The organism is Psychrobacter immobilis (assembly GCF_003148585.1).
Classification (GTDB): Bacteria; Pseudomonadota; Gammaproteobacteria; order Pseudomonadales; family Moraxellaceae; genus Psychrobacter; species Psychrobacter immobilis.
The window spans coordinates 1-26,992 of the sequence record NZ_QGGM01000015.1; the positions used below are offsets into that span (position 1 = coordinate 1).

Consider the following 26,992-nt stretch of genomic DNA (forward strand, 5'->3'; position numbering starts at 1 on the left):
ATCGCTAAAAATTATGTTCGTAATGAATTAACTTTGAGTTTTTCTGCTGTCTTAAATGATAATTTTTATAGTTAGAATGAACTCCGAAAAGGAGTTAAAACCAACTTTATTTTTTAGCATTCTGAATCAGCAAAAATCCACACAAGTTGTTCTTTAGTTATGCTTTTAAATAGTGCTCAATCACTGTCGTCCAGTAACTGATATATAGGGTATCTCTCTTGCTGTTTAGTCTCAATCCCTTTCAGGTTAAGCTATCTAGCGAGCCGACTATCTTATCATAATGATTTGAATTGTCAAGCTTTTTTATGTTTTGTCTTAGCTTGGTAATCTAAGTAATAAGTTGGTTAACTTACTGCTTAGCTTCCTTTGCTGTGGGGCGTATTATATAGATTCTGACAGGGGTGTCAACCGCTTTATCAGAGGTTTTTGGGTTTATTTGATGAGACTTTTAATAATACATAGTTTTCAATGGGTTAAGATTGACATTCATTTAATTCTTTTAAATTAGACGGTAAATAATGACTCAGCTTTAAACAGTATCTATCGATATTCATTAATTGTCATCTATAGAGTTGCCATTAAGAACTTACTTTAAGCTAAAACTTTGAAGCTCTATACTGACTTTTTGACATATTTATCTGCTTATTGATAATTGCCTTCGCTGTGTCCTTTAACTATGATTTACACTTCTTGATATTCGCATAGATAGCATCTATATATAGAGGCCGACCTAATCCCTTACTATCTAGTGTTGATACACAGTTTTTGCTATAATAGCTGACTTTATAATATTGCTTAATGGCATTTCTTATTAGCCTTAATTGTTCAACGGTTGATTGTTTGAAATTTTGCCTTTAAGTGATATCTATCTCTTATAACATATCATAGCAGTTGGATATAATTGACGCAGTCTTGCGGTTATATGATTGATGGTTGCAATCATCACTGCCAACGGACGCAAAAAGGTGAATAGATTATGGTAGCGATTACTTTACCCGATGGTAGCGTAAAAAACTTCGAAGGTAGCACCACCGTCATGGAAGTGGCACAAAGCATTGGTGCAGGATTGGCTAAAGCAACGGTCGCCGGGCGTGTAGATGGTCATCTAGTTGATGCGCACGACCCTATTGCTCATGATGCTAATGTTGAAATCGTGACACCAAAAGATGATGACGGTGTCGATATCATTCGCCATTCTTGTGCTCACCTATTAGGTCATGCCGTTAAGCAGTTATATCCTGATGTAAAAATGGTGATTGGTCCCGTTATCGATGATGGTTTTTATTATGACATTTATAGCGAAACGCCGTTTACACCAGAGCATATGGCAGCCATTGAAAAACGCATGATGGAGCTGATTAAGCAAGATTATGACGTTATCAAAAAAATAACGCCACGCGATGAAGTCATTAAAATCTTTGAAGAACGTGGTGAAGACTATAAGCTTAAGCTGATTAACGATATGCCAGGCGAAGAAGCCTTTGGTCTCTATCATCATCAAGAGTATGTGGATATGTGCCGTGGTCCGCACGTGCCAAACACCAGATTTTTAAAAGTATTCAAACTGACCAAAATGTCTGGTGCATATTGGCGCGGTGATGCCAAGAACGAGCAACTGCAACGTATCTATGGTACAGCATGGGCGGATAAGAAAGACCTAAGAGCCTATATTCAGCGTATCGAAGAAGCAGAAAAACGTGATCACCGTAAAATCGGTAAGGCACTGAACTTGTTTCACATGCAAGAGCAAGCACCAGGTATGGTGTTTTGGCATGCAAACGGTTGGACTATTTACCAAGTGCTTGAGCAATATATGCGTAAAGTACAAAACGATAATGGCTACGAAGAGATTAAAACACCGCAAATCGTAGATCGTAGTTTATGGGAGCGTTCTGGTCATTGGGGTAACTATGCGACTAACATGTTCACGACTGCCAGCGAAAATCGTGATTATGCGGTAAAACCAATGAACTGCCCGTGCCACGTGCAAGTCTTTAACCAAGGTCTAAAATCTTACCGTGACTTACCATTACGTATGGCAGAGTTTGGCTCATGCCATCGAAACGAGCCATCAGGTTCGCTACATGGTTTGATGCGTGTACGCGGTTTTACCCAAGATGATGCACATATCTTCTGTACACAGTCGCAAATCCAGCAAGAAGTCGCTGACTTTATTAAACTAACCCTTGCCGTCTATGAAGACTTTGGTTTTGACAATATCATTATGAAACTCTCGACTCGCCCTGAAAAACGGGTTGGTAGTGATGAGTCTTGGGATTTTGCAGAGAAAGCTTTGGCCGATGCATTAGATAGCTCAGGATTAGATTGGGCTTATCTGCCCGGTGAAGGTGCATTCTATGGTCCGAAGATTGAATTTAGTTTGAAAGATTCTTTAGGTCGCGTCTGGCAGTGCGGTACGATTCAGGTTGACCCAAACATGCCTGAGCGCCTTGATGCCGAATTCGTCAATGAGCAAAACGAGCGCGAAGTACCTATTATGTTGCACCGTGCCATCTTAGGTTCATTCGAGCGCTTCATTGGTATTTTGATTGAAAACTATGCTGGTTGGATGCCCGTTTGGCTAGCGCCGCAACAAGTGGTGGTGATGAATATCACTGATAAACAGGCAGATGCTTGTGAAAATGTGGTCAGCGAACTCAAAAATTCAGGTTTGCGAGCTATTAGTGACTTGCGTAACGAAAAGATTGGATTTAAGATACGAGAGAAAACATTAGAACGCGTTCCCTATATGCTAGTATTAGGGGATAAAGAAGTCGAATCGGGCAGTGTCAATGTCCGTACTCGTGAAGGTGAAAACCTTGGCGTGATGAGTGTTCCAGAATTTATTACATTAGTACAGACCGCTGTCAGCGACAAAGGCCGACAGACCCCAAAAACAGATGAGGAGTAATACCTATTAAACAGTCAAACCGTTTGAACATCAACGAAGATATCACAGCCAAAGAAGTCCGTCTCGTTAAAGAAGACGGCGAACAGATGGGCGTGGTCGATATCGAAACCGCGATGAAAGCGGCACGTGAGGACAGTCTAGATTTGGTCGAATTGGTTCCTGAAGCCAAACCGCCAGTATGCAAAATCATGGATTATAAGCATTTCCTCTATGATCAAAAGCAAAAAGCGAAAGAAGCTAAAAAGAACCAAAAGCAAACTCAGCTAAAAGAGATGAAGCTGCGTCCTAGTACTGAAGAAGCTGATTATCAGGTTAAACTGAAAAAAATCGTCAGCTTTTTGGAAGACCAAGACAAAGTTAAAATCAGTATTCGCTTTCGTGGCCGTGAAATGGCGCACCAAGAGATTGGTCGCAAGCAGCTAGATCGTATTATCGAAGATACTGCTGAGATTGCTAACGTTGAGCAATATCCTAAGATGGAAGGTCGTCAGATGGGTATGCTGCTTGGGCCAACTAAGAAAAAGTAATCTGTTTATTAGATGGCTGTTAGTCAATATAGATATGTATAACCTTAACCATCAATATACTGCGGGATATTGATGGTTTTTTATTGTGTGCATAGATACATATCTCTTTTAAATATGTTTAGTCAGATATAATTGGCTGACTCTATTTTACAAAACCTACCTTCTCAACCATTTGATTACGCGGTAATCTAAAGGTCTGTTTTATATTTGCTAATCAGCATTTATTAAAAATTTCTAGTAAGTGTATAAAAATAACGTATATCACGACCATCAGAGTCGTTGACAAAAACACTACTTTTATCCAATATTGAAGGAAATTTCATGCAAGAATTGACCCCACCAGAAAACGCAACGACGCCAAGTATTTCTCTAACCGCGCCTGAACCTGTGAGAGAAATACAAAAAAGCGAAGCAGATCAGATGGTCAAATTGGATGACAGCCAAATCCCAGAACTTGATGCCAAGGTCGATGCCTTTGTTGATCATGTGATTAATAATTCTGTGCACAGTGCTGAGTTTCAGCAAAATGTGCAATCGATTCATAATCTCGGCACCAAAGAGATTCGTGAATCAGCCCAAGTGTCTAATCGTATGCTTGATTTACCCGCCAAAAGCCTCAATGACAGCTTGTTTGATAATTCCCCTATCGCCAAGTCATTGACTGAGTTGCGCGGCATCGTCGAAGATTTAGATCCCAGTAAAAAAGAGCTGACCAGCTCGCGTAAGTTATTCGGTCTCATCCCATTTGGCAATAAAGTACAGGATTACTTCCGTCAATATGAATCGGCACAATCACATATCAACGCCGTAGTAACCAGTCTATATAATGGTAAGGATGAGCTGCTCAAAGACAATGCGATGATTGAGCAAGAAAAAGTCAATATGTGGGAGCTGATGCAATCCATACGCCAATACGTTTATGTCGGCAAAAAGATTGATGAGCAGTTAGAACAGAAGGTTTATGCGATAGAAGCGACCGATCCCGAAAAAGCACGCATTATTAAAGAAGAGATGTTGTTTTATGTGCGTCAAAAAAACACCGACTTTTTAACTCAGTTAGCCGTGAACGTGCAAGGCTATTTAGCGCTCGATACCATTCGCCGCAATAACTTAGAATTGATAAAAGGCGTTGATCGAGCCACCACAACCACCGTATCTGCACTACGTACAGCGGTCGTGGTTGCACAAGCGATGACCAATCAAAAACTGGTGCTTGATCAAATTACTGCTTTAAATAAAACCACCAGTAGCTTAATTGAATCGACCTCAGCGATGCTAAAACGTCAGTCAGGTGAAATCCATGAGCATGCGACCAGTAGCAGCATTGAGCTTGATAAATTGCAAAACGCTTTCAATAACGTCTATGATACGATGGATATGATTAGCAATTATAAAATTGAAGCGCTAGAGAACATGAAACAGACGGTCAATACTTTGACTACTGAAGTTGATAAGGCTCAGAAATACTTGGATAAGTCTAATCAAACAACAGTATTAGAAGTGTCGAAAGAGATAGACAGTAAAAAGATAACCAATAGATCAAGTACAGTCGATATCGACATTTGATTTGTTTTAATAGTTGTTGCCTATTAAAGGTGGCCACTTCCTGCTACCAAATACACTTAAGACAATTGACGCAAGATATTGCAACGTCGTTCGTGTTAAGATAGCCATTATTAATAATTTTAAAAATAGATACGGTAATTTATGAGTTGGAACGATCCAAACGCCTCAAGTGAGGCAAAAAGATATGACAATCCTATCCCTAGTCGCGAACTGATACTCAGTACGATTAATGAGCATGGTGAAGTCACGCATCAACAATTGGCAAAAGCCTTTAATATTGATGACCCAGACCAGTTTGACGCTTTAGGCAATCGCCTAAAAGCGATGGCACGTGATGGACAAGTAAACCGCGACGGTCGTCCTTATCGCTATCGCACGGTGACCAAGCAAGATGTCGTCAGAGGTACAGTGTCTGCACATCCTAAAGGCTTTGGCTTTGTATTATTAAGCGATATGCCAGATTTGTTTTTACATGAAAAGCAAATGCGCTGGGTTTTCAACGGTGACACTGTAGATGCAGTCGGTACATCGACAGACAATCGCGGGCGCACAGAAGGACGTATCGTCGATGTCGTTGAACGTCGTCAAAATAACTTCATTGGTACATTAGCGCGTGATGAAGACGGCTACTGTGTCGAGCTTGGTAGTCCAAATAATCACCAGCCGATTACCGTTACTGAAGAAAATGTACAAGCGATGAATGCCAAGCAAGGCTCTCCTGTTAAGGTTGATGTTATTGATTGGCCAAATCAGCATGAATTTGCGACGGGTAAAATCACTGAAGTACTGTCTGATGACAATGATCGCGAACTGATTATTGAGACCACCTTACTTAATTATGATATCCCATCAGATTTTAGCGAAGCAGCACTGAAGCAAGCCAACGATTATCAAGAGCCGACTGAAAAAGATTTAAAAGGTCGTACAGATTTGCGTGATTTGCCGCTGGTGACTATCGATGGTGAAGATGCACGTGATTTTGATGATGCCGTATTTGCTGAAAAACGCTCTGGTGGCAACTATCGTGTCTTAGTTGCGATTGCTGATGTCAGTTATTACGTCACACCAAACTCGCCACTTGATAAAGATGCCTACGAGCGCGGTACGTCCGTATACTTTCCACATCGCGTGATTCCAATGTTGCCAGAAGTACTCTCTAATGGTCTGTGCTCACTAAATCCTGACCGTGATCGTCTTTGTATGGTCGCTGATATCAAAATATCGCGGGCAGGCAAAGTGACCGGTTATGAGTTCTATCCTGCTGTCATGCACTCACAAGCACGCTTAACGTATAATCAAGTGAATGCTTATCTTGAGAATCCAGAAGATAAGAGCGTACCTACCTCACTCACGGGTAATAAAGACGTCAAAAAATCTGTCGATACCTTACATCAATTGTATGAGCTACTGCTTAAAAAGCGTGAAGAGCGTCATGCAATGGAGTTTGAAACAGTTGAGACCTACATTAAGTTCAATGAGAAAGGTGGTATCGAGGCGATCCTACCGCGTACTCGCGGTGATGCTCAAAAACTCATTGAAGAATGTATGCTACTGGCCAATACTTGTGCAGCGAACTTTGCACTCAAGCATGAGCTTCCTGTCTTATATCGTAACCATGACAAACCTGATGGCGAAAAATCAATGCGTATTCACGAATACGCAAAGAACTTTGGTTTAAGCTTCCCAGAAGAAAATCCAACGCAAGCCGATTATCAGCGTATTATTGAAGCCACCAAAGACAGACCCGATGCGATTAGTATCCACAGCATGCTGTTGCGCTCAATGATGCAAGCGAACTATGCACCTGACAATATCGGTCACTTTGGGCTAGCTTATGACGAATATAGCCACTTCACCTCGCCGATTCGTCGTTACCCTGATTTGATGCTGCATCGTGCCATCAAAGCAAAAGTGACCAATACTCAGCAGCCAGTGATGGACTTTTCTCTTGAAGCGGCTGGCACGCAAACCTCAGATACTGAGCGCCGTGCCGAAAAAGCCTCGCGCTATGTAGAGTCTTGGCTCAAGTGCCACTATATGAAAGATCATGTTGGTGAAGAGTTCGAAGGTGTGGTTACTACAGTCACAAGCTTCGGTTTGTTTGTCACCTTGACTGACCTATATATCGATGGTTTGGTTCACATCTCTAATGTCGGTGATGACTTCTTTGTTTACGATGAACAGCAACAACAGCTAATCGGTAAAGACAAAGGGACATTATTCGGACTGGGTGATCGCGTTAAAGTGAAAGTTGCTGGCGTCAATATGGATCTGCTACAAATTGACTTTGATTTAAAAGCCAAATTGCAATCTAGTGAAATGAATCAAACGAAGAGCGCGCCTTCTAAGAAAGGCACTGAGAAGAAAAGTACTGATAGAAGAAGTCCCGCTAAAAAGACTGGCAACCGTAGTAAAGGCGCAAGTAAGAAAAGCTAGTGTTAGTAAACACTTCAAATAATAAAAAGGCCAACGTCATCGTTGGCCTTTTTTGTGCGTGGTATTTTATAACGACTACTTAAGTCATTATTGTGCATTACTCATCTGGTCTAGACGTTTATTGTCTGCTTCCTGAGCCTGATCTATTTTCGCGGTAGCATTATCGAGAATGGCTTTAGGCTGTTTGCCAAGTGGCTGGCTTGCGACATCTGCTGAGCCACTTTCTACATCATCCGTATTTGGTAACGCTGTATCGGGAGATTGCTCAGATCCTGCGTCACTTATGACTATCTCTCTATTTTTATCACGTTGATTGCCATTAATGAGGTTGAAACCTAGTAACGCAACTATGCCCACTAGGGCGAATATAATCAAGTGTTTCATTTGCATAAAAAATGTCTCGTATTTGAATGATAATCAGATATACGTTTCGTTGCATTTTTTATGCCTAGTTTTTGGCAGGTTTTTGCAAATTATTCTTGCGGGCTATTATTATTCAGTAAATCAGTCTCGTCAGAGCTTTCTGCAATTTCCTGTTCAACTTTTTCCATGAGTTTGTCGTCAGGACGCGCGTTAAGCACCTCATCAGCATTGCGACCTTGTAAAATCAATTTGGCACGAGCCTTTGCTTGTTTTTTGTCCTTATCATCAACGCTATTATCTTCATTCTGGTTTTTATCAGGCACTTTGGGCGTGATTGGCGTAATTGTCATGTCTGACTTAGCACTATCAGTGTTAGCGTTAGCCTGCATATTCTCAAATGCTTTTTCTAAGTTACTATTAAAACGCAAACGATAAATCGGTTCAGGCAAGCTGAAGCCTTCATTTTCTAACGCATGCTTGGTCTCACGAATGGCAATACTGCGTGCTTTTGAGAAGTCTGTATCTGATTGGTCCACCCAAATTTGAAATTCTAAAATGATATTAGAGTCGCCAACATTGGTAATGACAGCCACTGCTTTTGGTTCATCTAAAACGAATGCTAATCTATGTATCGCATCCAGTCCGACCTTGATAGCCGCTAATGGATCATCATTGGCATCAACGCCTAACTCAAAGGTAAATCGACGTTCTGGATTTTTGGTGTAGTTTAAAATCGTTGCTTTAAATACTTCAGCATTGGGAATGCGCAACTGGTTGCCATCTAAAGTCATCAGAATAGTCGCACGTGAGGTTAGCCGTACTACGATCCCCTCTTGATTATTAATCAAAATATGATCACGTGCGCGAAATGGTTGGCGAATACTGAGCATGAGCGAGGCAATGTAATTCTCAATAGTGTCTTTGACCGCAAAACCAACGGCGATACCGATAACGCCTGCACCGCCAAGCAAAGTACCTAAGATGGTTTCGGCGCCTATCAAACTCAGCGCAAGAATCAAACCGAAAATAATAAAAATGACTTTAACGGTTTGTGACAGCAATTCGGCGACAAATGGATTGGGCGTGAGCCGCTGCCACATTTTTTTGCGATTAGACAGCCAACTACCAAACCATGTCACCAATGCAAATAGGACAATGCCGACCAATAGGAGTGGCAAGGCTTTGACTAGATTTTTGGCTTGGGCTTTAAGACCTTGATAAACGGTAGTGACATTGTCTTGAACATCAAGGGTACGATCAATCCGATCTTCGACAGTGACCACATCTGTCAGGCGGTTGGTCAAATTAATGGCTTGTTGCGCTTTTTTCTCGTTCGGCGTCTCTCCGGTTAAGGTGACAACACCTTGCGTAACGCTGACATTGATAGCCTGCAGACCTTCTATTTCAGAAAAAATACCCTGAATACGTTGACGGATGTCATTGTCTTTTTGCGGAGTAGGAGTGGTTTCGATTTGCGCATTATTGGTGCTCTCACCACTGATTATGGGCGGTGGTGCTGGTTCAGGTATGACCACTGGAGATGCTGAAGCTTCCTCTTCTGAGGTCGCATCAAGTAAAGGTTTATCAGCTGCCGGGTTTTCTGCTGTATCTATCCCCAATGCAGAGGTGATACCAGTCACCTCTTCACCAGCCGCATACACTGGAAAGGTAAAAAGGATGCTTAGTAACAACAGCATTTGACCCCACGCTTTTATAAAATCGCGCATCGTTGAACGGTCAAAGTCAGTGTTCATAAGCATCCTTTGCTTTTTATAGATTTTCGTACTCATCTTTCTTTACTGAATTTTCAATAATCATTAACTGTCTAAATAAACTTGTGCCTCGCCCAAGTTTAACGTGCCTTCATAGATTGCGCGACCAGTAATGATACCTTCAATACAATCGCCATAAGGTTTCAGCAGTTCGATATCTTTCATATTGGTCACGCCGCCTGAGGCAATCACAGGCAAGCCGCCTTCACGTGCTAAATTGACAGTTTGTTCAACGTTGACGCCTTGCATCATGCCATCGCGGTTGATATCGGTGTAGACAATCGACGATACGCCGACATCAGCAAAGCGCTTCGCAAGCTCAGTCGCCTTAGTATCGGTCACATTTGCCCAACCATGAGTGGCAACCATGCCATCTTTTGCATCGATACCTACAATGATATGACCCGGAAATTCGCGGCAAGCTTCTGCGACAAACTCCGGATCTTCGACCGCTTTTGTACCAATGATGATATAAGTCAAACCAGCCGTAATATATTGCTCAATGGTGTTCATGTTGCGCACACCGCCGCCCAACTGAATAGGCAGATTCGGATACGCTTTGGTAATGTCATTCACCACTTGTCTATGAACGGGTACGCCGTCAAATGCCCCATTCAAATCAACCAAATGCAGTCGACGTGCACCTTCCTCTACCCAGCGTGCCGCCATGGCCACTGGATCATTAGAAAAAATCGTATCATCCTCCATACGGCCTTGTTTTAAGCGGACACATTTACCATCTTTTAAATCAATAGCTGGGATAATGACAGGCACAGCACACATATAGCATTCCTTATAAAGCACAACAATAAATATATTTAGAAAAGTAAATTTAAAAATCAGAGTGTATTGAACGTTCAACACCCTCTAAACACGCATAAAAACATCAGTCAAAAGTGACTTAATATATAGACAAACCAAAAGCTATCCATGATAGACCCGAAATCCACTTCGATAGATAGCAATGACCATAAAAAAATGGTCAATCATAACCATAAGTTTTAATACATTGAATCACTGGCAACATTAGATAAATTCAATTACTGACTGGCAATTTTAGGTCAATTTAGCGTATAATCCTAGGTAAATTTTTATTTGTTTCTATGTGATAGTAACCATGCGCTGCGCTTTTTATTGGGTCATTTATGGCTTAGTGTTGCATAGCGGTCAGGATGAGTCGAGCAGCAGCTAAGTGCATCTTTTTGATGTTGGCTGACATATTGCTAAGAAGGGTTATATTAGAAATTTCAACTGGTGGCCTCTAAACAGTCTACTCTACAGCACTAAACTCTAATGACGCCTCTTTCTTTTTTATAGTCTCTATCGTCTCTCTATCACTAGCTAACTATTTTAGAACAGTCATTACTAGCTGTATAGCCGCTTATTGATGTGAGTGAAATCTACTTAATAATGGCTTCGCTAATTTGTCTGTCAACCAGTTTATCATCTATTTCGATAGATCATCTTTTGGCTGCATTCTTATCTAATTGCGTATCTATTAACAAGATACCAAACCGATAAGGATGGCCAATTGCGCTGGTGTTACAAGCTTTAATTTTCAATGAAACGTATGATAGAGCTATTGTCTACACAATCATTTTCGCTAAAGGCTTGAACGATTGCGTTTGATTTGATGGTTTTAACATACACCTTGGTAGCCAGTCGCCACTTTGGTCATTCGAATAAGACATTAACGTGTTGTTAAGGAGTCTAAGGTCAGCGTTAATACTCTTACTAGTAGTTATGATCATGCGTTATTTTTAGAGATCCTTTGTCACTATCCTACTATAGGAAGAGAGACGTGGGGGCTTTATTGAATGACGCAGATGTTCATGCTACCGATATACCAAACAGGACGTCTGGTATCGTTTTAGACTATGGACTAAGTTTTCGCTTATGATTACCATCAAAAAAGGTTTGGATTTGCCCATCACCGGTGAATCATCCCGCGAGATATCTGAGCACCAACCGACACATGTCGCCGTTATTGGCTATGATTATGTGGGCATGAAGCCCACGATGAATGTCAAAGAAGGTGATATCGTAGCAAAGGGTCAGCCCGTTTTTGAAGACAAAAAACGAGTTGGCGTTATCTATACTGCCCCTGCTGCTGGTAAAGTCGTCGCGATTAAACGCGGTGAACGTCGTGTGTTTGAGAGCCTTGTGATTGCGGTCGACCCAAACGGTGAAGAAGTAGACTTCGAGCGCTATGACTCCCAGCAACTTGCTGACCTAGACGCTGAAGTTGTTGAAACCCAACTGCTTGCCTCTGGCGAATGGACCGCGTTTCGCACGCGCCCTTATAGCCGTGCGCCAGAAATCGGTGCCCGTCCTCATGCTATTTTTGTCACCGCTATGGATACCAATCCATTAGCATTTGACCCAATGCTGCTGATTAGCGATCAGTTGCAAGCGTTCAATGACGGACTTGCTGTCTTATCGACACTCAGCCCCAAGACCTTTGTTTGCCATCATGGTGATGCCCAGTTGACGCCAGTTGCCAAAACCGCAGCTAATAATGTCACTGAGTATCATAGCTTCGCTGGTAAACATCCCGCTGGTCTTGCCGGCACGCACATTCACTTTTTACATCCAATCATGCGCGGTACAAGCGTCTGGACGATTGGTTACCAAGACGTGATTGCGATTGGCAAGCTATTTACTACAGGTCGCTTATATACGCGCCGTATCATTAGTTTGGCGGGTCCTGCGGTCACCAAGCCACGTTTGGTCGCTACTGAGCGCGGTGCTGATATCGCTGCTCTGACCAAAGGACAGCTGGCGGCTGGCGAGAACCGTATTATTTCTGGTTCGGTGTTGTCAGGTCGCAAAGTATTTGGCAATACGGCTTATCTTGGTCGCTTTCATAATCAAATCAGTGTGCTGCCTGAAGGGCGTGAACGTCCAGCGTTCCATTTCCTAAGTGTCGGCACCAACCGCTTCTCTAAGCTGCCTATTTATATTTCTAAGTTTTTTGGTAATAAGAAATATAACTTTACGACCACGAGTAATGGTTCACCGCGAGCGATGGTACCTATCGGGGTTTATGAAGAGGTCATGCCGCAAGATTATCTGCCTACACAGTTACTACGTGCATTAATTGTCGAAGACATGATTAGCGCCGTAGATTTGGGCGTGCTCGAATTGGACGAAGAAGATTTAGCATTATGCACCTTCGTATCTCCTGGCAAATATGAATTCGGTGATATTTTGCGTGATAACTTGACACGCATTGAGCTGGAGGGCTAACCACGATGAAATTTTTACACAATATGTTCGATCGTATGGAGCCGTCTTTCACCAAGGGTGGCAAACACGAAAAATACTATGCTATCTTTGAGATGTTTGATACGTTTTTGCGTCAACCAAGCTCAACCACATACTCAGCATCACACGTACGCGACGGTATCGACCTAAAGCGTATTATGATTACCGTATGGTTATGTACTTTCCCAGCCATGTTTTGGGGTATGTACAATATCGGTCATCAAGCACTAACGGCGATTGCAACCCTTGGTTTACAGCCTGAAGGCTGGCGTACCGTTATCACCAGTATGGCAGGCTATAACCCAGACAGTATCTGGGCAAGCTTCGTCTACGGTGCTATGCAATTTTTACCGATTTATATCGTCACCTTTGCAGTCGGTATTCTCTGTGAGATTATCTTTGCCGTAGTACGCGGCCATGAAGTCAACGAAGGTTTCTTTGTGACCTCAGTGCTGTTTGCGCTTTGTTTACCACCAGATATTCCTTTATGGCAAGTTGCCCTCGGTATTATCTTTGGTGTGGTAGTCGCAAAAGAAGTGTTCGGTGGTACGGGTAAAAACTTCCTGAACCCTGCCCTATCAGGTCGCGCATTCTTATACTTTGCGTATCCAGCCTATATGTCTGGTGACTCAGTATGGACCGCCGTTGATGGTTTCTCTGGTGCAACACCACTTGGCCTTGCGGCACTTGGCGTGGTCCCACAAGACTTCGTCGACGTCTACGGTAATGCAATCACTTGGGGTGATGCGTTCTTAGGTAATATGCAAGGCAGTATCGGTGAAGTATCAACACTGGCTATCCTAATGGGTGCCGTCGTTCTACTTTGGACGCGTATTGCTTCATGGCGTATTATGGCAGGTTGTGTGGTAGGTCTGATTGCTACTTCTCTTGTCTTTAATATGATTGGTTCTGAAGACAATATGATGATGAACCTGCCGTTTTATTGGCACTTAGTTATCGGTGGCTTCGCCTTTGGTGCCGTATTTATGGCAACCGATCCTGTATCAGCTGCGCATACCAATAAAGGCCGCTGGGCTTATGGTATCTTGATTGGTTTTATGACGGTATTGATTCGCGTCGTGAACCCAGCTTTCCCAGAAGGCATCATGCTGGCTATTTTATTCGCCAACTTATTTGCTCCATTGTTTGATTACTTTGTGACCCAAGCAAACATCAAACGCCAAACAGCTCGGAGGGTTCGTTATGTCCAAGCCCAAAAGTAATAATGCGAAAACCATCAGTGTGGCATTGACGCTATGCTTGGTGTGTTCCGTCTTAGTTTCAGCAGTAGCGGTTGGTCTAAAACCTGCTCAAATTGAAAACGCACGCTTAGACCGTAACAAAAATATCTTGGTCGCCGCTGGCATGTACGATGCCGAGTCTGATACAGCAGATGATGTTGCTGAACGTTTTAAAGATTTCGATGTCGAAATTATTGACTTAAGTAAAGGCAGCTACGTTGATGACGAAGCGCTAAAAGCCGCTGGCATCCCTGATCGTAATGCTTATGATGCAAGCCAAGCGACTAAGAATAAAGCACTGAGTGAAGATTTAGGCAATAATGACCCTGCTGGTATTGGTCGCAAGCCTAAATATGCCAAAGTCTATGTTAAAAAAGATGACGCAGGCAAACCTGAAATGGTTGTTTTGCCGATTCAAGGCTATGGACTATGGGGCACTATCTATGGTTTCTTAACCCTTGAAAGCGATATGAATACCATCAAAGGTATCAGCTTTTATGAGCATAAAGAAACCCCAGGTCTGGGTGCTCGTATCGAAGAGCCAGAGTGGCGTGCGAAGTGGAGCGGTATCCACTCATATGACGAAAACGGTAATGTTGCCACTGGTGTGACCAAAGCGGGTACACCAAAAGAGAACTGGGTCGATGGTATCAGTGGTGCAACCTTGACCGGTCGCGGTGTCAGTAACATGATTCAGTTTTGGTTGGGTGAGCAAGGTTATAAGCCTTATTTAGATACGCTACGTAAAGAGAGTGGTCAAGCGATTGATAATGCGGCAGATACACAAGCTACGCAATCAACGCTGAGCGCTCAACCTGAAACCGAACTGGCAGCCAAACGACCAGTAGCAAACGGCAAGGAGGCATAACATGGCTGACACTAAAAGTATTTTAACCTCGCCTATTTTTGATAATAACCCCATTGCCCTACAGATCCTTGGTATCTGTTCGGCACTGGCTGTCACCACAAGCATGGCTAATGCCATGGTAATGTGTGTGGCGTTGACCTTAGTCACGGCGTTTTCAAGCTTCTTTATCTCGATCATTCGTAAGCAAATCCCTTCAAGCATTCGTATTATCGTCCAGATGACCATTATTGCTTCCTTGGTTATCTTGGTCGATCAGGTGCTAAAAGCCGTTGCTTATGATGTGAGTAAAGGCCTGTCGGTCTTCGTTGGTTTGATTATCACCAACTGTATCGTGATGGGTCGTGCCGAAGCATTTGCCATGAGCAATCCACCAGTGCCAAGCTTTTTAGATGGTATTGGTAATGGTCTTGGCTATTCTGCGGTTTTGCTGTTTGTCGCGACTATCCGTGAGCTACTTGGCTCAGGTACGTGGTTTGGTATCACCATCCTACAGCCTGTCACTGATGGCGGTTGGTATATTCCAAACGGTCTATTACTGTTGCCACCGTCAGCATTCTTTATTATTGGTTTGTTCATTGCCATTATCCGTATCTGGAAACCTGAGCAGGTTGAAGACGCTGAATTTGTAATGAAGCCGCAGTCTAAAGGCATGGCACATGGAGGCGGTCACTAATGGGACATTATGTTAGTTTATTTATAACCTCAGTCTTTATTGAGAATATGGCGCTGGCCTATTTCTTAGGTATGTGTACTTTCTTGGCAGTATCAAAGAAGGTTTCAACCGCTATTGGTCTGGGTGTTGCCGTGGTCGTCGTGATGGCGATTACCGTACCGCTAAACAACTTACTCTTTCAGTTCATTCTAAAAGATGGTGCGCTGGCATGGGCAGGTTTCCCTGATATCGACTTAAGCTTTTTGGGCTTGCTCAGTTATATCGGCTTGATTGCTGCGACCGTACAGATTCTAGAGATGTTCCTCGATAAGTTCGTCCCTAGTCTGTATAACGCCCTTGGGGTGTTTTTGCCACTTATCACTGTAAACTGTGCCATCTTAGGTGGTGTACTGTTTATGGTTGAGCGTGACTATAATTTCGGCGAATCTGTCGTGTATGGTGTGGGCGCAGGCTTCGGTTGGGCATTGGCGATTACCGCATTGGCCGGTATCCGTGAAAAGTTAAAATACTCAGACATTCCAGCACCGCTGCGTGGTCTTGGTATTACTTTTATCACAGTTGGTCTGATGTCACTTGGCTTTATGTCTTTCGGCGGTATGTCAATTTAGACCGCTAAGCTTAACAGCCTATTTAGCGATTTGACCTATTTAATTCATTTATTCGGTAGGGGTTCAGGAAACACGCAATGACGTCTTTTCGCACCCCTACTCCATAGATTAAGGATACCTACCATGGATTACGCTACGGCGATTGGTGGCGTTGCTATGTTTACCTTGATCATCATGGGCCTCGTTGCCATTATTTTGGCGGCGCGCTCAAGACTGGTCAGTTCAGGCGATGTTACCATCCATATCAATGATAATCCCGATAATGACGTCGTGACCCCAGCAGGCGGTAAATTACTACAAACCCTTGCAAGCGAAGGTATTTTCTTATCTTCAGCCTGTGGTGGCGGTGGTACTTGTGCGCAGTGTCGTTGCCGCGTTATTGAAGGGGGCGGCTCTATCTTGCCCACCGAAGAAGGCTATTTTACTCAAGGCGAAATTCGCAATCACATGCGTTTGGCTTGTCAGGTAGCCGTTAAGCAAGACATGAAAATTGAGATTGACCCTGAGTTTTTTGATGTACAAAAGTGGGAATGTGAAGTTCTCTCTAATGACAACGTTGCGACTTTTATTAAAGAGCTGGTCCTTAAAATTCCAGATGGCGAAGAAGTGAACTTCCGTGCTGGTGGTTATGTACAGTTAGAGGCGCCACCGCATGAAGTTCATTATAAAGACTTTATCATTGACGAAGAATACCGTGAAGATTGGGAAAAATTTGGTATTTTCAACTATGTCTCAAAAGTTGATGAGCCAGTTATTCGTGCTTACTCGATGGCCAACTACCCTGAAGAAAAAGGCCTTATTAAGTTTAATATTCGTATCGCTAGTCCACCGCCACGCGGTCCTGATGGTATTCCACCAGGCAAAATGTCATCATGGGTATTTAGCCTAGTACCTGGCGATAAAGTAACGGTTTCGGGTCCTTATGGTGAATTCTTTGCCAAAGAGACTGACGCTGAAATGATTTTCGTTGGTGGTGGTGCTGGTATGGCACCGATGCGCTCGCACATCTTCGATCAGCTTAAACGCTTACATACTAAGCGTAAAATCAGCTTTTGGTATGGTGCACGCTCTATTCGTGAGATGTTCTATGTTGAAGATTATGATCAACTAGCAGAAGAGTTTGATAACTTTGAGTGGCATGTGGCTTTGTCTGATCCATTACCAGAAGACAATTGGGAAGGTCCAACCGGCTTTATCCATAATGTACTACTTGAAAACTATCTGAAAAACCATCCAAACCCAGAAGACTGTGAATACTACATGTGTGGGCCACCGATGATGAATGCAGCGGTCATCGACATGCTACACAGCTTGGGTGTGGAAGATGAAAACATCATGCTTGATGACTTCGGCGGTTAAGTGAGTAACTAAGCAAGTGGCTACGTAAAAAAGTATTCTAAAGTAATAAATAAAAAAGAGTCTCAATTGAGGCTCTTTTTTTGGCGCTGACTAAATGCAACTCTTGCATAATAAGCCTACAAATCTAAATGGCAGACCGCCTGCCCTCTACTATATGATTAATTGTTTATTGCCTTAAGAAAGGATTCTTATGAAAACCAACATTAAAGATTTGACCATTTGGATTACTGGTGCTTCTAGTGGTATCGGTGCAGCATTAGCCATCGCCTTTGCCAAACGTGGTGCCACCATTATTTTAAGTGGGCGTGATGAGGCAAAATTAGTAGCAGTCAAAAACCGCTGTAAAAACAGCAAAGACCATTTCATCATCCCTTTTGATATCACCGATGCCAAACAAGCAAAAGACGCGTATAAGACAGCTAAAGCTCAAGCTGGAAAAATTGATTGGCTTATTAATAATGCTGGCATCAGTCAACGCTCGCTTATTATGGAAACCACTGAAGAAGTTGAGCGCCAAATTATGGAGATAGATTATTTTGCGCAGACACGTCTGACCAGACTAGTACTGCCAGATATGATCGCGCAAGGTGGCGGCAAAATTGTCATGGTATCGAGCGTGGCTGGTTTATTAGGCACACAATATCGCGGCGCTTATGGAGCAGCCAAAGCCGCACTTCATATGTGGGCAAACAGTCTGCGTGCAGAACTGTACGAGCAAGGCATAGAGGTGGCGACGATATTCCCAGGATTTATTCAAACCAGTATTTCTATTAACGCCTTGACTGGTGATGGTAGCGCGCAAGGAACGATGGACGAGGCAACCAATAAAGGATTAACCACAGCTACCTTTGCTAAACAGGTCATAAAAGCTCTGATTAAGGGTGAAGAATACATCATCGTGGCAGGTAATAAAGAAAAGCTGGCGACCACGGTCAACCGCCTATCGCCACCAAAACTATATAAGCTCATCCGTGAATCAAAAGTAAAATAAATCTAGTCGTTTAAGCCACTAGGTCTTAAGTCGATGATTGGCGTTATGGGTGACAAGGGGTGTAAAATGGGCAACGCTAATAGAACGTGCCACTCACCCTTTTGCCATAAAAGCTATTGTGATTAATATGAGAAAACCAATAATGCAAAAATTATCCCCACTCTCATTGTCTAGAAAATCGATGAAAACCACCTTATTGCCCGTTATGGCTATCAGTGCTGTATTCAGTCTTAGCGCTTGCCAGCAAACGCCAGATTATGACTATCTCAGCGGTGAGACCATGGGAACGAGCTACCATATCAGTTATCAGCTACCTGCGGATGCAGATGAAGCGGCCATCCAAGCGTCGATTGATAAGCGCTTGCAGCAAATCAATGACAGTATGTCTACCTATCAAGCAGACTCTACTATCTCTAAGTTCAACCAATTAGGTAAAGACATCCCCCTCACTATCGATGCAGATTTTGCTCACGTGCTTGATGTGTCACGAATCGTCTATCAGCAATCTGGTGGCGCCTTTGATCCTACCGTCATGCCATTGGTAGAGACTTGGGGCTTTGGTAGCACCATGACCGTTGAGCGCTTGCAAAGTCCACCGACAGCACTTGAGATTGCTCAAGCAAAAGCCTTGGTCGATTTTGAGAGCATCATACAAAAAGAGCAGAGCATTTATAAAACCAAAGACGGTGTCGGGCTTGATTTCTCAGCAGTTGCTAAAGGTTATGGCGTCGATGTGATTGCCGATGTGCTCAGAGATGACTATCAAATTCGCAACTACATGGTAGAGATAGGGGGTGAAATTGCAACCTCTGGGGTCAATAACCAACAGCAGCCGTGGCAAATTGCGATTGATGCGCCTATTGAGGACAGTACGGTCAGCGAGCGTCAGACAATATCAGCGATTCGTCAACCAATCAATACCGATAATCAGATGTATTTGGCAACTTCTGGCAACTATCGTAATTCCGTCATATTCGACGGTCAGCGATACAGTCATACGATTGATCCAACCACTGGCAAGCCTATCGCGGGCGGCGCACCATCGGTAACCGTTGCAGCAGACTCAGTCGCACTGGCAGATGCTTGGGCAACCGCCCTAACTGCGATGCCTTATGAAAAAGCCCTTGCAACAGCCAAAGCACAAGATATAGCCGCCTTGTTTGTTGTCTTAGCTGATGAGGCAAAGACGACGGGTTCTGATAAGAATACTGACCAGTGGCAAGTGGTACAAACACCAGCGATGCAAGCATTACGTGCTGACAAACAGCCTTAGAGCTTGTTGGCAATAGAACTTAGTCGCAATACTGTAAACGGCTCGATAACCATCAACGAGCCATACAAAAATTTGCTATACTGGTTTTGCTATACTATTAAGGTACTACCCTAGTAGATAGCCACACTATTTTTAAAAATCGAGGTCTCCTCTATGCTTAGTCAATTGCTTCCCATGCTTGCCATTACCTTTACCGTATTCGTCCTGTTCTTTGTCTTTATGGGTATCGGTTATATGGTTAAAAAGAAGCCGCTTAGAGGATCTTGTGGCGGCGTTGCTAAACTAATGGGTGATGAAAATTGCTCGTTTTGTGGAAATGATCCCAATAAGTGTGATTCAATCGTGGCAGAACAGCAAGAAAATGCCCTTAAAGCCGCTCAGCTAGGCAGACCTGTATAGCTAAATTCTTATAAATACCGCGTTTGTTACCATACGCTGGTAGTATTTACCTAACATCTGTTCTTATAATAGCGTCTAGTCCTTTGCAAGGGACTGGCGCTATTTTTAGTTGTACCAGCCGCGACGTATCTAGTTAGCCTCACTTTAAGATATTTTGGATATAAATACGACACGTGCAAGGCCTGTTAATAATAGTAGACTAAATAAATCTAATACCGTATTCAGTTGATAGGCGATTGAAGATAAGCGCGCTTTCAAAATGGTTACTCATATATCTTGTATTCTGCAAGTAATCTCTAGTTCTAATTTACGATTCTAATTAATGATTTTAGTCACCGTCTAGGTGCGTTTTCTTTGGTGTTATTTACAAGCGACGATGCTTCGGCGCTGTTTAATGACGTGTCCTTTTTCTTATTCTAATAGTCGTGCTGCTATGTCTACCTCTACTGATTTGCCACCTGATGTGCCATTACAGTCTCATTCAGATACGCCGTCACCGTTTGAGCTGCCCTCCTCACGCTTCACTTTTTGGCTCATTTTATGTGCCATGATTTTGCTCGCCACCAATATGCGTGCGCCTATTGTTGCTCTCGGCTCTATTGCCCCTGTTGTACAAGATGCCCTCAATATCTCTGAGACGCAGATTGGTTGGCTAGGAGCAGTGCCCATGCTGACTTTTGCGGTGGGCGCACTGATCGCGCCAGCCATTGGTAAGCGTTTTGGGCTTGAGAATACACTCATTGCGATGATTGCGTTATTAACGATTGGTATGATGATTCGTACCGTTATTCCCACTTGGTCTGGGTTTTTGATTGGTACGTTACTGCTGACCTTGGCTATCGGTTTTGCGAACACCTTAGCTGCCCCTGTTATTAAACAGCGTACGCCCCAGCATATTCCACTCATAACAGGGCTATTTAGTCTAACGATGACGGTAACGGCAGGCATCGTCGCTGGAGTCGTACTGCCATTATCTGAGCAATTGGGCTGGCAATGGGCACTGGGTGGGTGGTCGCTACTGGGCATTTTTGCGATCATTATTTGGATATTTTTGCGGTTGCGGCTTGGTTCGTCTAGTCATCAAGCCATTGTGCCACCTACCTCTGGAGCGTCTGATATATCCATGTGGCGTACGCCTTTTGCTTGGCAAATTGCGGTATTTATGGGGCTGCAATCACTATTATTTTATACCGTTGCCAGTTTCTTACCCTCTATTTGGGTCAGCAAAGGGCTATCTGCAGTGCAAGCAGGACAAATGGCTTCAGTGTTTCAGTTTATGGCGCCAGTCTCTATTTTGAGCCTGACGTGGCTGATCAATCGCGGCCGCCCTATTCAGGCGCTGGCGGTGTTTGCAGCGGTGCTGAATGTTATTGGTATTTTAGGAATCAACTATTTATCTACCGACCTCGCGTGGTTGTGGTCAGGTCTGATGGGCATTGGCTGCTCCGCTATTTTTACCTTGAGTATGATGCTGTTCTCCTTACGTACTTATACGACCAATCAATCTAGTGAGCTGTCGGGTATGGCGCAATTCGTCGGTTATTTGATTGCATTTTTTGGTCCCTTAGGGACAGGTTGGCTACATGAAGCGACTGGCAGCTGGGATTTACCGCTATTCATTATGCTCATTTTGATGGTTATCAACGTCATCATTGCTTGGGTAGTGAGTCGTCCAGTGATGGTCGATGGCAAAAAGCTTTAATATCAAAAACTACAGTAACCTTAGGATAATATTGGTGTCTGTCTTATTTTGCTACACTGGTTTGATTGCTTATAGGACAGAATAATCATGATGAATTTATCCATTCGTTTCGCTCGACACTTACCAACATTGGCTATTTTAACAGCCGTAATGGCGCTCGGTGGTTGCCAAAAACCATCTGAACCTAGCACCGATAATGGCATTCAAAACAGTACTCAAACTGCCGAACCTCAAACGACAAATTCTGAGCAACCGGCAACATCCACTGCACAGCAAGCGCCATTAACGATCTTGGCATTGGGCGACTCTCTAACAGAAGGTCTTGGGGTGGATAAAGATGATAACTATCCTGCTCAGTTAGAAGATCGTCTGCAAGCAATGGGTTACGACAATGCCAAAGTTATCAATTCAGGATTGAGCGGTGAAACCAGCACGGGATTGGTCAATCGCTTAGACTGGGTATTGCAAACTAAGCCTGATGTGACGATTTTGACCATTGGTGCTAACGATGCCATACGCGGTATCGATGTAGCAACAGTTGAAGCCAATATTCGTACCGCGGTCAAACGTCTACAGGATAATGGCAGTATCGTCATTTTGGGCGGCATGCAGATCTATGACAACCTTGGCTCTGAGTATGTAAAATCATTTGCAGCGATATATCCTCGCGTCGCCAAAGACATGAACGTGACGCTGATTCCTTTCTTCTTGGATGGTGTGGGCGGTGATCCTGCGCTCAATCAAGCCGATGCCATTCATCCAACCAAAGAAGGCTACGAGATTATCGTCAATGACAATATCTTGCCTATTCTAGAGCCCAAGTTAAAAGAGCTAAGAACAGCTGATGCAGACAACACAACTGAAAATGCTAAAGATGAGACGACAAATGAGACTACTTAACGAGACACTGTAATGACATCATCACCTTCGATTGCCGCTTCAACGCCACAAGCAGATTATAAAAAAGAAGTCCTACTCACCGCATCACAATTAAACAAAACCGTGCAAGTCGGCGAGCAAACCCTATCAATCATTAAAGATGTAGATATCTATGTCAATGCTGGCGAGTTTGTGGTCATCATGGGCAAATCAGGCTCAGGTAAATCTACTCTGCTTGGGCTATTAGCAGCGCTAGATTATCCCGATAGCGGTACGGTGTCGCTAGCAGGTCAAATGCTCAGTAGTCTTGACGAAGATACGCTAGCGGTCATTCGTCAGCATTATATGGGCTTTGTCTTTCAGTCGTTTCACCTACTGCCAACCTTGACAGTAGCCGAGAACATTGCCTTTCCACTTGATATTGCCAGACGTCCAAACCCAGCACGAGTAGACGAGCTTATTGATGCCGTTGATTTGGGTCATCGCCGTCATAGCTTGCCCAATCAATTATCAGGTGGTGAGCAGCAGCGTACGGCTGTGGCACGAGCGCTGGTGTCGCATCCAAAGATTGTGTTTGCGGATGAGCCAACGGGCAACTTGGATGAGCAAAACGCCGACCAAGTCATGCAGCTATTGTTAGATTTAAGACAAAAAGTCGGTTCGGCATTGGTCGTTGTGACCCATGATCCTGCACTTGCCGAAATGGCAGATCGCGTGATTACCATGCATGATGGTCGAATTGATGAATAAATAGGAGTTCATCCCTTATTCTTTAATGCTCTACTTCAATAAGGTTAGTTCAATGGGAACTCTTGAGATAGAAAACTTGGCAAAAGACTTACTTGCTGGAAAGTTCACTTTTGAAACCGAAGATTATAGCCAAGCAATTAATCAGTTAATCTCGATCTATAAATTAGATAACGCGCTTTATCATTTGAAACAGATGGCTGACTTAGACGATTATTCCATTACTTTTGCTCTCTCTTTTATATTAGAGCATTACTCAAAACCTTTCATCAATGCCAACAGAGACGAGATAAGTCAGCTTACTCTACAAGCAATAAGTAAGGGATATTTGAGAGCAAATAATTATTTCCTATACCCTTTGACGTACTTTATGGAAAATGATGATGAGTATCTTTGTTTTTTAGACTTACTACAGAATGAGCAAAATACACTACAAAATGATGCATTAAGACATCTATATTACTTTGATACTTATAAATATGAAAAGTTGAACCACCTCAGTACACAGCTAGATTTTTCTTTATTCTATAATTTACCTAGCAAAATAAATAAACACTGGTTTAAACAACAAACAAAAGGTAAGTCTCTTCTTTACCAGAAAGTAGTAGCTAGCGCAGTATATAAGACAGTTAAAGATAAAAAACTCGTTCATTCATTAACTGATATGACAGATGCAGAGTTGTTTGACTTTATCTATATCTGGTTACCTGATGATACACTCTAAAATTTCTTAATACGTCTACCGATTAAGCAAAAAATTATGACTAAAGCTACGATCACAAAAAGCGATACTGCTATCAATAATAAGGCTACTAATCCCAAAGGGAACCGTTTCTTTAGCGGTCAAACACTTGGCTCTCAAGCACTCAGCCGTAGTTGGTGGCAGCGCTGGGTATATCCCGTGTTGTTTCTGCTGACATTAACCCTGTCGCTTGCAACTTACCTCACCCTCGACTCTGTGCAGCAGTCTGTCGATCGCTATATCAATGACAATCAGCGCGCGCTCGTTGGTGGCGATTTGATTTTAAACAGTAAGCAAGACTGGCCAAGTGAAGTATTGACGCAGGTAGAAACAATCCCCGATACGCAGACGGTGTATGACTATCAGTTTAGCGCCATGCTGGTCAATGATGAGCAAACCTTGCTTGCTAGCATTAAAGCGGTCTCACCGTCTTATCCCTTATACGGTACAGCGGAGCTTGCCTCAGGACAGCCGCTGTGGGAGCAGCTAACCTCTGACAGTGTCATCGTCGCGCCAGAAGTGCTCAGTAGTCTACAGGCTAATGTCGGCGACCGCATTACCATTGGCGATGCGCAGTTCACAATAAGTGATGTACTGACAAAAGAACCTGATCGCCCGCTGACCACCTTTGGGTTTGGTGGGCGTGTCTTAATGCATCAAGATGCGCTCGCAGCAACCAATTTATTGGGACAGCGTAGCCGTATAAACTATCGTATTGAGCTGGCTGGTGAGCCTGAATTAATGGCCGTGCAGCGAGATAAGCTCACGCAAATACTAAGCAATTATCCTGATATTGAGCTGTCTGATGCCGAGTCAGCAGATACATCTGTCTCGCGTATCTCTGATAATGTCTTGATGTTTTTAAAGCTGCTCGTCATCGCCGTCCTGTTATTATCTGCGGTGGCGATGTATGGCGTCATTACGGCTTTTGTGACCAAGCAGCAGTCTAGTAATGCCATTCGCTTGGCATTAGGTGAGCCGCTTAAATCCTTAAAACGCAGCTATTATCAGCTGTTGATTGTCACCACTATCATCGCTTGTATGGCAGCAATTGCTCTAAGTTTTGGCTTACTGCAAGTCGGTCAGCCGTATCTGATTGCTATCTTACCAGCTGATGTTGGTTTAGCTATTAATCCAGTCAGTGCTATTAAAACCATTATTATCGCGTTAGTGCTGACCTTGCTTATCGCTCAACGTGGTTTAAGCACGCTAAGTACCACCAAGCCTGCTACTTTACTCAATCAAGGAGCAAGTACAAACTCGCAAAACCTGCCGTGGTATCGACGTTTGCCATTATTATGGTATGGACTGACGCTCATCGGACTTTATGCGTTTTTTGCTTATGAAGTAGACTCTTTGATACTAGGTGCGCAGCTACTGATAGGCTTAACTGCCTTCGTAGCAATATTTTGGCTCTTGGCACGCGGTTGGTTATGGCTGCTGACTAAGTTTGCCAAGCATTCTAAGATTAGCTGGATGCAGCGTATTGCTATCCATAACCTTGCCCGTAAAGGCAATCAGTCGGCATTATTCTTTGTCACTTTATCGCTATCAGTGGCGGTCTTAACCCTGATTACCACGCTCAATCATAGTATCAATACCCAGTTTATTAATGCGTATCCTGAAGATGCGCCCAATTTATTTTTGCTCGATATTCAAAGCGACCAGCATGATGAGATTAATAACATCATTGCTGCACCTGTCAGCTATTATCCTGTCATTCGCGCCCGCGTCGTCACTGCTAATAATGTACCCGTACAAGATATCGAACCTGCTGACGGCTTTGATGACCCTGCACGCGTCTTTAATTTAAGCTACGCTGATACGGTGATGGACACTGAGTTTATTACGGAGTCGTTAGCAGATGACAAGCTTTATGCACCTATTGAGACTGCAGATAGTGACTCAGCACAAACCGTTGCGCCGTTATCGATTTTGGATACTGCAGCAAGTTTGCTAAACGTCGGTATGGGTGATCAGGTGCGCTTTAATATCCAAGGGATTGAGATTGTCGGGCAAATCACCAGTATCCGCTCGCGCTATGAGAAAGGACCCAGCCCCTATTTTTACTTTTTATTTGAGCCAGCGGTTTTATCTGCTGCTCCGCAAATCCAATTTGCTACCGCTCATGTCGCAGCAGAGGATATTCCAAAACTCCAAGGTCAGCTAGTACGCGAGTTTCCTGCGGTAACGACCATCGACGGCACGGCAATTGCGCAGCAAGTTCAAGAGCTAGTCGTGCAAATGAGCCGCTTGGTTTACGTCTTCACCTTACTGGCATTACTGACGGGTATCATGGTCTTAATTAGCTCGCTACTCTCCACCTCACAAGACCGCATGGCTGATAGCGCATCATTTAGGCTGCTCGGCATGCAAAAGCGCGACCTATATATGCTCAATATCTTAGAGCTGGGGATACTTGGCATTAGTGCCGCCTTATTTGCGGTGATTATCGCCAACATCGGTGCGTGGGCTGCTATTACCCAATGGTTTAATCTGCGCTTTAGTGTGCCGTGGGCAAGTTTAGGTATTGGCGGTGTGGCGTTAGTTGGTTTGCTGTTTGCTATTGCCATTATTTATGTGAGATTAGTGATTGGACGCGGGATTATGGCGCGGGTAAGAGCGATGATTTAGGATTCGAATTTGAAGGTTTAGTATGAGTTTATGG

21 protein-coding genes are annotated in these 26,992 nt (G+C 43.5%); 18 read left to right on the top strand and 3 right to left on the bottom strand.

Annotated elements, in window-relative coordinates; translation table 11 throughout:
- Nucleotides 1–976: 976 nt before the first annotated feature.
- The 4 genes from thrS (at nucleotide 977) to rnr (ending at nucleotide 7,440) form a co-directional block, all read left to right on the top strand.
- The gene (gene thrS, locus C8D84_RS11175; protein WP_109592177.1) at nucleotides 977–2,911 is read left to right on the top strand and encodes a threonine--tRNA ligase; all 1,935 of its coding nucleotides are present in this window, start codon (nucleotides 977–979) and stop codon (nucleotides 2,909–2,911) included.
- 23 nt (nucleotides 2,912–2,934) lie between these two features.
- Nucleotides 2,935–3,438: a translation initiation factor IF-3 gene (infC, locus tag C8D84_RS11180; protein WP_045447656.1), complete on the top strand. Its 504-nt coding sequence runs from the start codon at nucleotides 2,935–2,937 to the stop codon at nucleotides 3,436–3,438.
- Between the two features lie 321 nt (nucleotides 3,439–3,759).
- Nucleotides 3,760–5,004 carry a toxic anion resistance protein gene (locus C8D84_RS11185; protein WP_109592179.1) on the top strand — a complete coding sequence of 415 codons (1,245 nt, stop codon included), beginning with the start codon at nucleotides 3,760–3,762 and terminating at the stop codon, nucleotides 5,002–5,004.
- Between the two features lie 141 nt (nucleotides 5,005–5,145).
- Nucleotides 5,146–7,440 carry a ribonuclease R gene (gene rnr / locus C8D84_RS11190; RefSeq protein ID WP_109592181.1) on the top strand — a complete coding sequence of 765 codons (2,295 nt, stop codon included), beginning with the start codon at nucleotides 5,146–5,148 and terminating at the stop codon, nucleotides 7,438–7,440.
- Nucleotides 7,441–7,527: 87 nt separating this feature from the next.
- On the opposite strand, the gene C8D84_RS11195 is transcribed toward rnr, so the two are convergent.
- The 3 genes from C8D84_RS11195 to hisA form a co-directional block, all read right to left on the bottom strand.
- The gene (locus C8D84_RS11195) at nucleotides 7,528–7,830 is read right to left on the bottom strand and encodes a hypothetical protein (protein WP_109592183.1); all 303 of its coding nucleotides are present in this window, start codon (nucleotides 7,828–7,830) and stop codon (nucleotides 7,528–7,530) included.
- Nucleotides 7,831–7,913: 83 nt separating this feature from the next.
- Nucleotides 7,914–9,557, bottom strand: coding sequence for a mechanosensitive ion channel family protein (locus C8D84_RS11200; protein WP_109592185.1), 1,644 nt, complete (start codon nucleotides 9,555–9,557; stop codon nucleotides 7,914–7,916).
- A gap of 63 nt (nucleotides 9,558–9,620) precedes the next feature.
- On the bottom strand, nucleotides 9,621–10,358 hold the full coding sequence (gene hisA / locus C8D84_RS11205; RefSeq protein WP_109592187.1) for a 1-(5-phosphoribosyl)-5-[(5-phosphoribosylamino)methylideneamino]imidazole-4-carboxamide isomerase: 738 nt from the start codon (nucleotides 10,356–10,358) through the stop codon (nucleotides 9,621–9,623).
- A 1,113-nt stretch (nucleotides 10,359–11,471) separates the two neighbouring features.
- Between hisA and C8D84_RS11210 the strand changes: the two genes are divergently transcribed.
- The 14 genes from C8D84_RS11210 to C8D84_RS11275 all read left to right on the top strand — a co-directional run bounded on the left by C8D84_RS11210 (nucleotide 11,472) and on the right by C8D84_RS11275 (nucleotide 26,958).
- Nucleotides 11,472–12,824: a Na(+)-translocating NADH-quinone reductase subunit A gene (locus C8D84_RS11210; protein WP_109592189.1), complete on the top strand. Its 1,353-nt coding sequence runs from the start codon at nucleotides 11,472–11,474 to the stop codon at nucleotides 12,822–12,824.
- Between the two features lie 5 nt (nucleotides 12,825–12,829).
- Entirely contained in the window at nucleotides 12,830–14,065 is a 1,236-nt protein-coding gene (locus tag C8D84_RS11215) for an NADH:ubiquinone reductase (Na(+)-transporting) subunit B (RefSeq protein WP_055125672.1), read from the top strand.
- Nucleotides 14,046–14,951: a Na(+)-translocating NADH-quinone reductase subunit C gene (locus tag C8D84_RS11220; protein ID WP_045453837.1), complete on the top strand. Its 906-nt coding sequence runs from the start codon at nucleotides 14,046–14,048 to the stop codon at nucleotides 14,949–14,951. Before C8D84_RS11215 ends, C8D84_RS11220 begins: the two co-directional genes overlap by 20 nt.
- 1 nt (nucleotide 14,952) lies before the next feature.
- Entirely contained in the window at nucleotides 14,953–15,624 is a 672-nt protein-coding gene (locus tag C8D84_RS11225) for an NADH:ubiquinone reductase (Na(+)-transporting) subunit D (protein WP_055125671.1), read from the top strand.
- Entirely contained in the window at nucleotides 15,624–16,232 is a 609-nt protein-coding gene (gene nqrE / locus C8D84_RS11230; RefSeq protein WP_011281361.1) for an NADH:ubiquinone reductase (Na(+)-transporting) subunit E, read from the top strand. The genes C8D84_RS11225 and nqrE overlap by 1 nt, the downstream gene beginning before the upstream one ends.
- A gap of 123 nt (nucleotides 16,233–16,355) precedes the next feature.
- Nucleotides 16,356–17,591, top strand: a complete 1,236-nt coding sequence (gene nqrF, locus C8D84_RS11235; protein ID WP_045447641.1) for an NADH:ubiquinone reductase (Na(+)-transporting) subunit F — start codon at nucleotides 16,356–16,358, stop codon at nucleotides 17,589–17,591.
- 190 nt (nucleotides 17,592–17,781) lie between these two features.
- On the top strand, nucleotides 17,782–18,582 hold the full coding sequence (locus C8D84_RS11240) for an SDR family NAD(P)-dependent oxidoreductase (RefSeq protein WP_109592191.1): 801 nt from the start codon (nucleotides 17,782–17,784) through the stop codon (nucleotides 18,580–18,582).
- A 142-nt stretch (nucleotides 18,583–18,724) separates the two neighbouring features.
- Nucleotides 18,725–19,855 (top strand): FAD:protein FMN transferase, encoded by a 1,131-nt coding sequence (locus tag C8D84_RS11245; RefSeq protein WP_227676050.1) that lies wholly within the window; start codon nucleotides 18,725–18,727, stop codon nucleotides 19,853–19,855.
- 153 nt (nucleotides 19,856–20,008) lie between these two features.
- A complete protein-coding gene (gene nqrM / locus C8D84_RS11250; protein ID WP_109592195.1) occupies nucleotides 20,009–20,254 on the top strand; it encodes a (Na+)-NQR maturation NqrM in 246 nt (81 codons plus the stop codon).
- A 433-nt stretch (nucleotides 20,255–20,687) separates the two neighbouring features.
- The gene (locus C8D84_RS11255; RefSeq protein ID WP_227676049.1) at nucleotides 20,688–21,956 is read left to right on the top strand and encodes an MFS transporter; all 1,269 of its coding nucleotides are present in this window, start codon (nucleotides 20,688–20,690) and stop codon (nucleotides 21,954–21,956) included.
- A gap of 87 nt (nucleotides 21,957–22,043) precedes the next feature.
- Nucleotides 22,044–22,856, top strand: coding sequence for an arylesterase (locus C8D84_RS11260; protein WP_109592199.1), 813 nt, complete (start codon nucleotides 22,044–22,046; stop codon nucleotides 22,854–22,856).
- Nucleotides 22,857–22,868: 12 nt separating this feature from the next.
- Nucleotides 22,869–23,585: an ABC transporter ATP-binding protein gene (locus tag C8D84_RS11265; RefSeq protein WP_109592201.1), complete on the top strand. Its 717-nt coding sequence runs from the start codon at nucleotides 22,869–22,871 to the stop codon at nucleotides 23,583–23,585.
- 52 nt (nucleotides 23,586–23,637) lie between these two features.
- Entirely contained in the window at nucleotides 23,638–24,306 is a 669-nt protein-coding gene (locus C8D84_RS11270) for a hypothetical protein (protein WP_109592203.1), read from the top strand.
- Between the two features lie 36 nt (nucleotides 24,307–24,342).
- The gene (locus C8D84_RS11275; RefSeq protein ID WP_109592205.1) at nucleotides 24,343–26,958 is read left to right on the top strand and encodes an ABC transporter permease; all 2,616 of its coding nucleotides are present in this window, start codon (nucleotides 24,343–24,345) and stop codon (nucleotides 26,956–26,958) included.
- The last annotated feature ends 34 nt before the right edge of the window (nucleotides 26,959–26,992 follow it).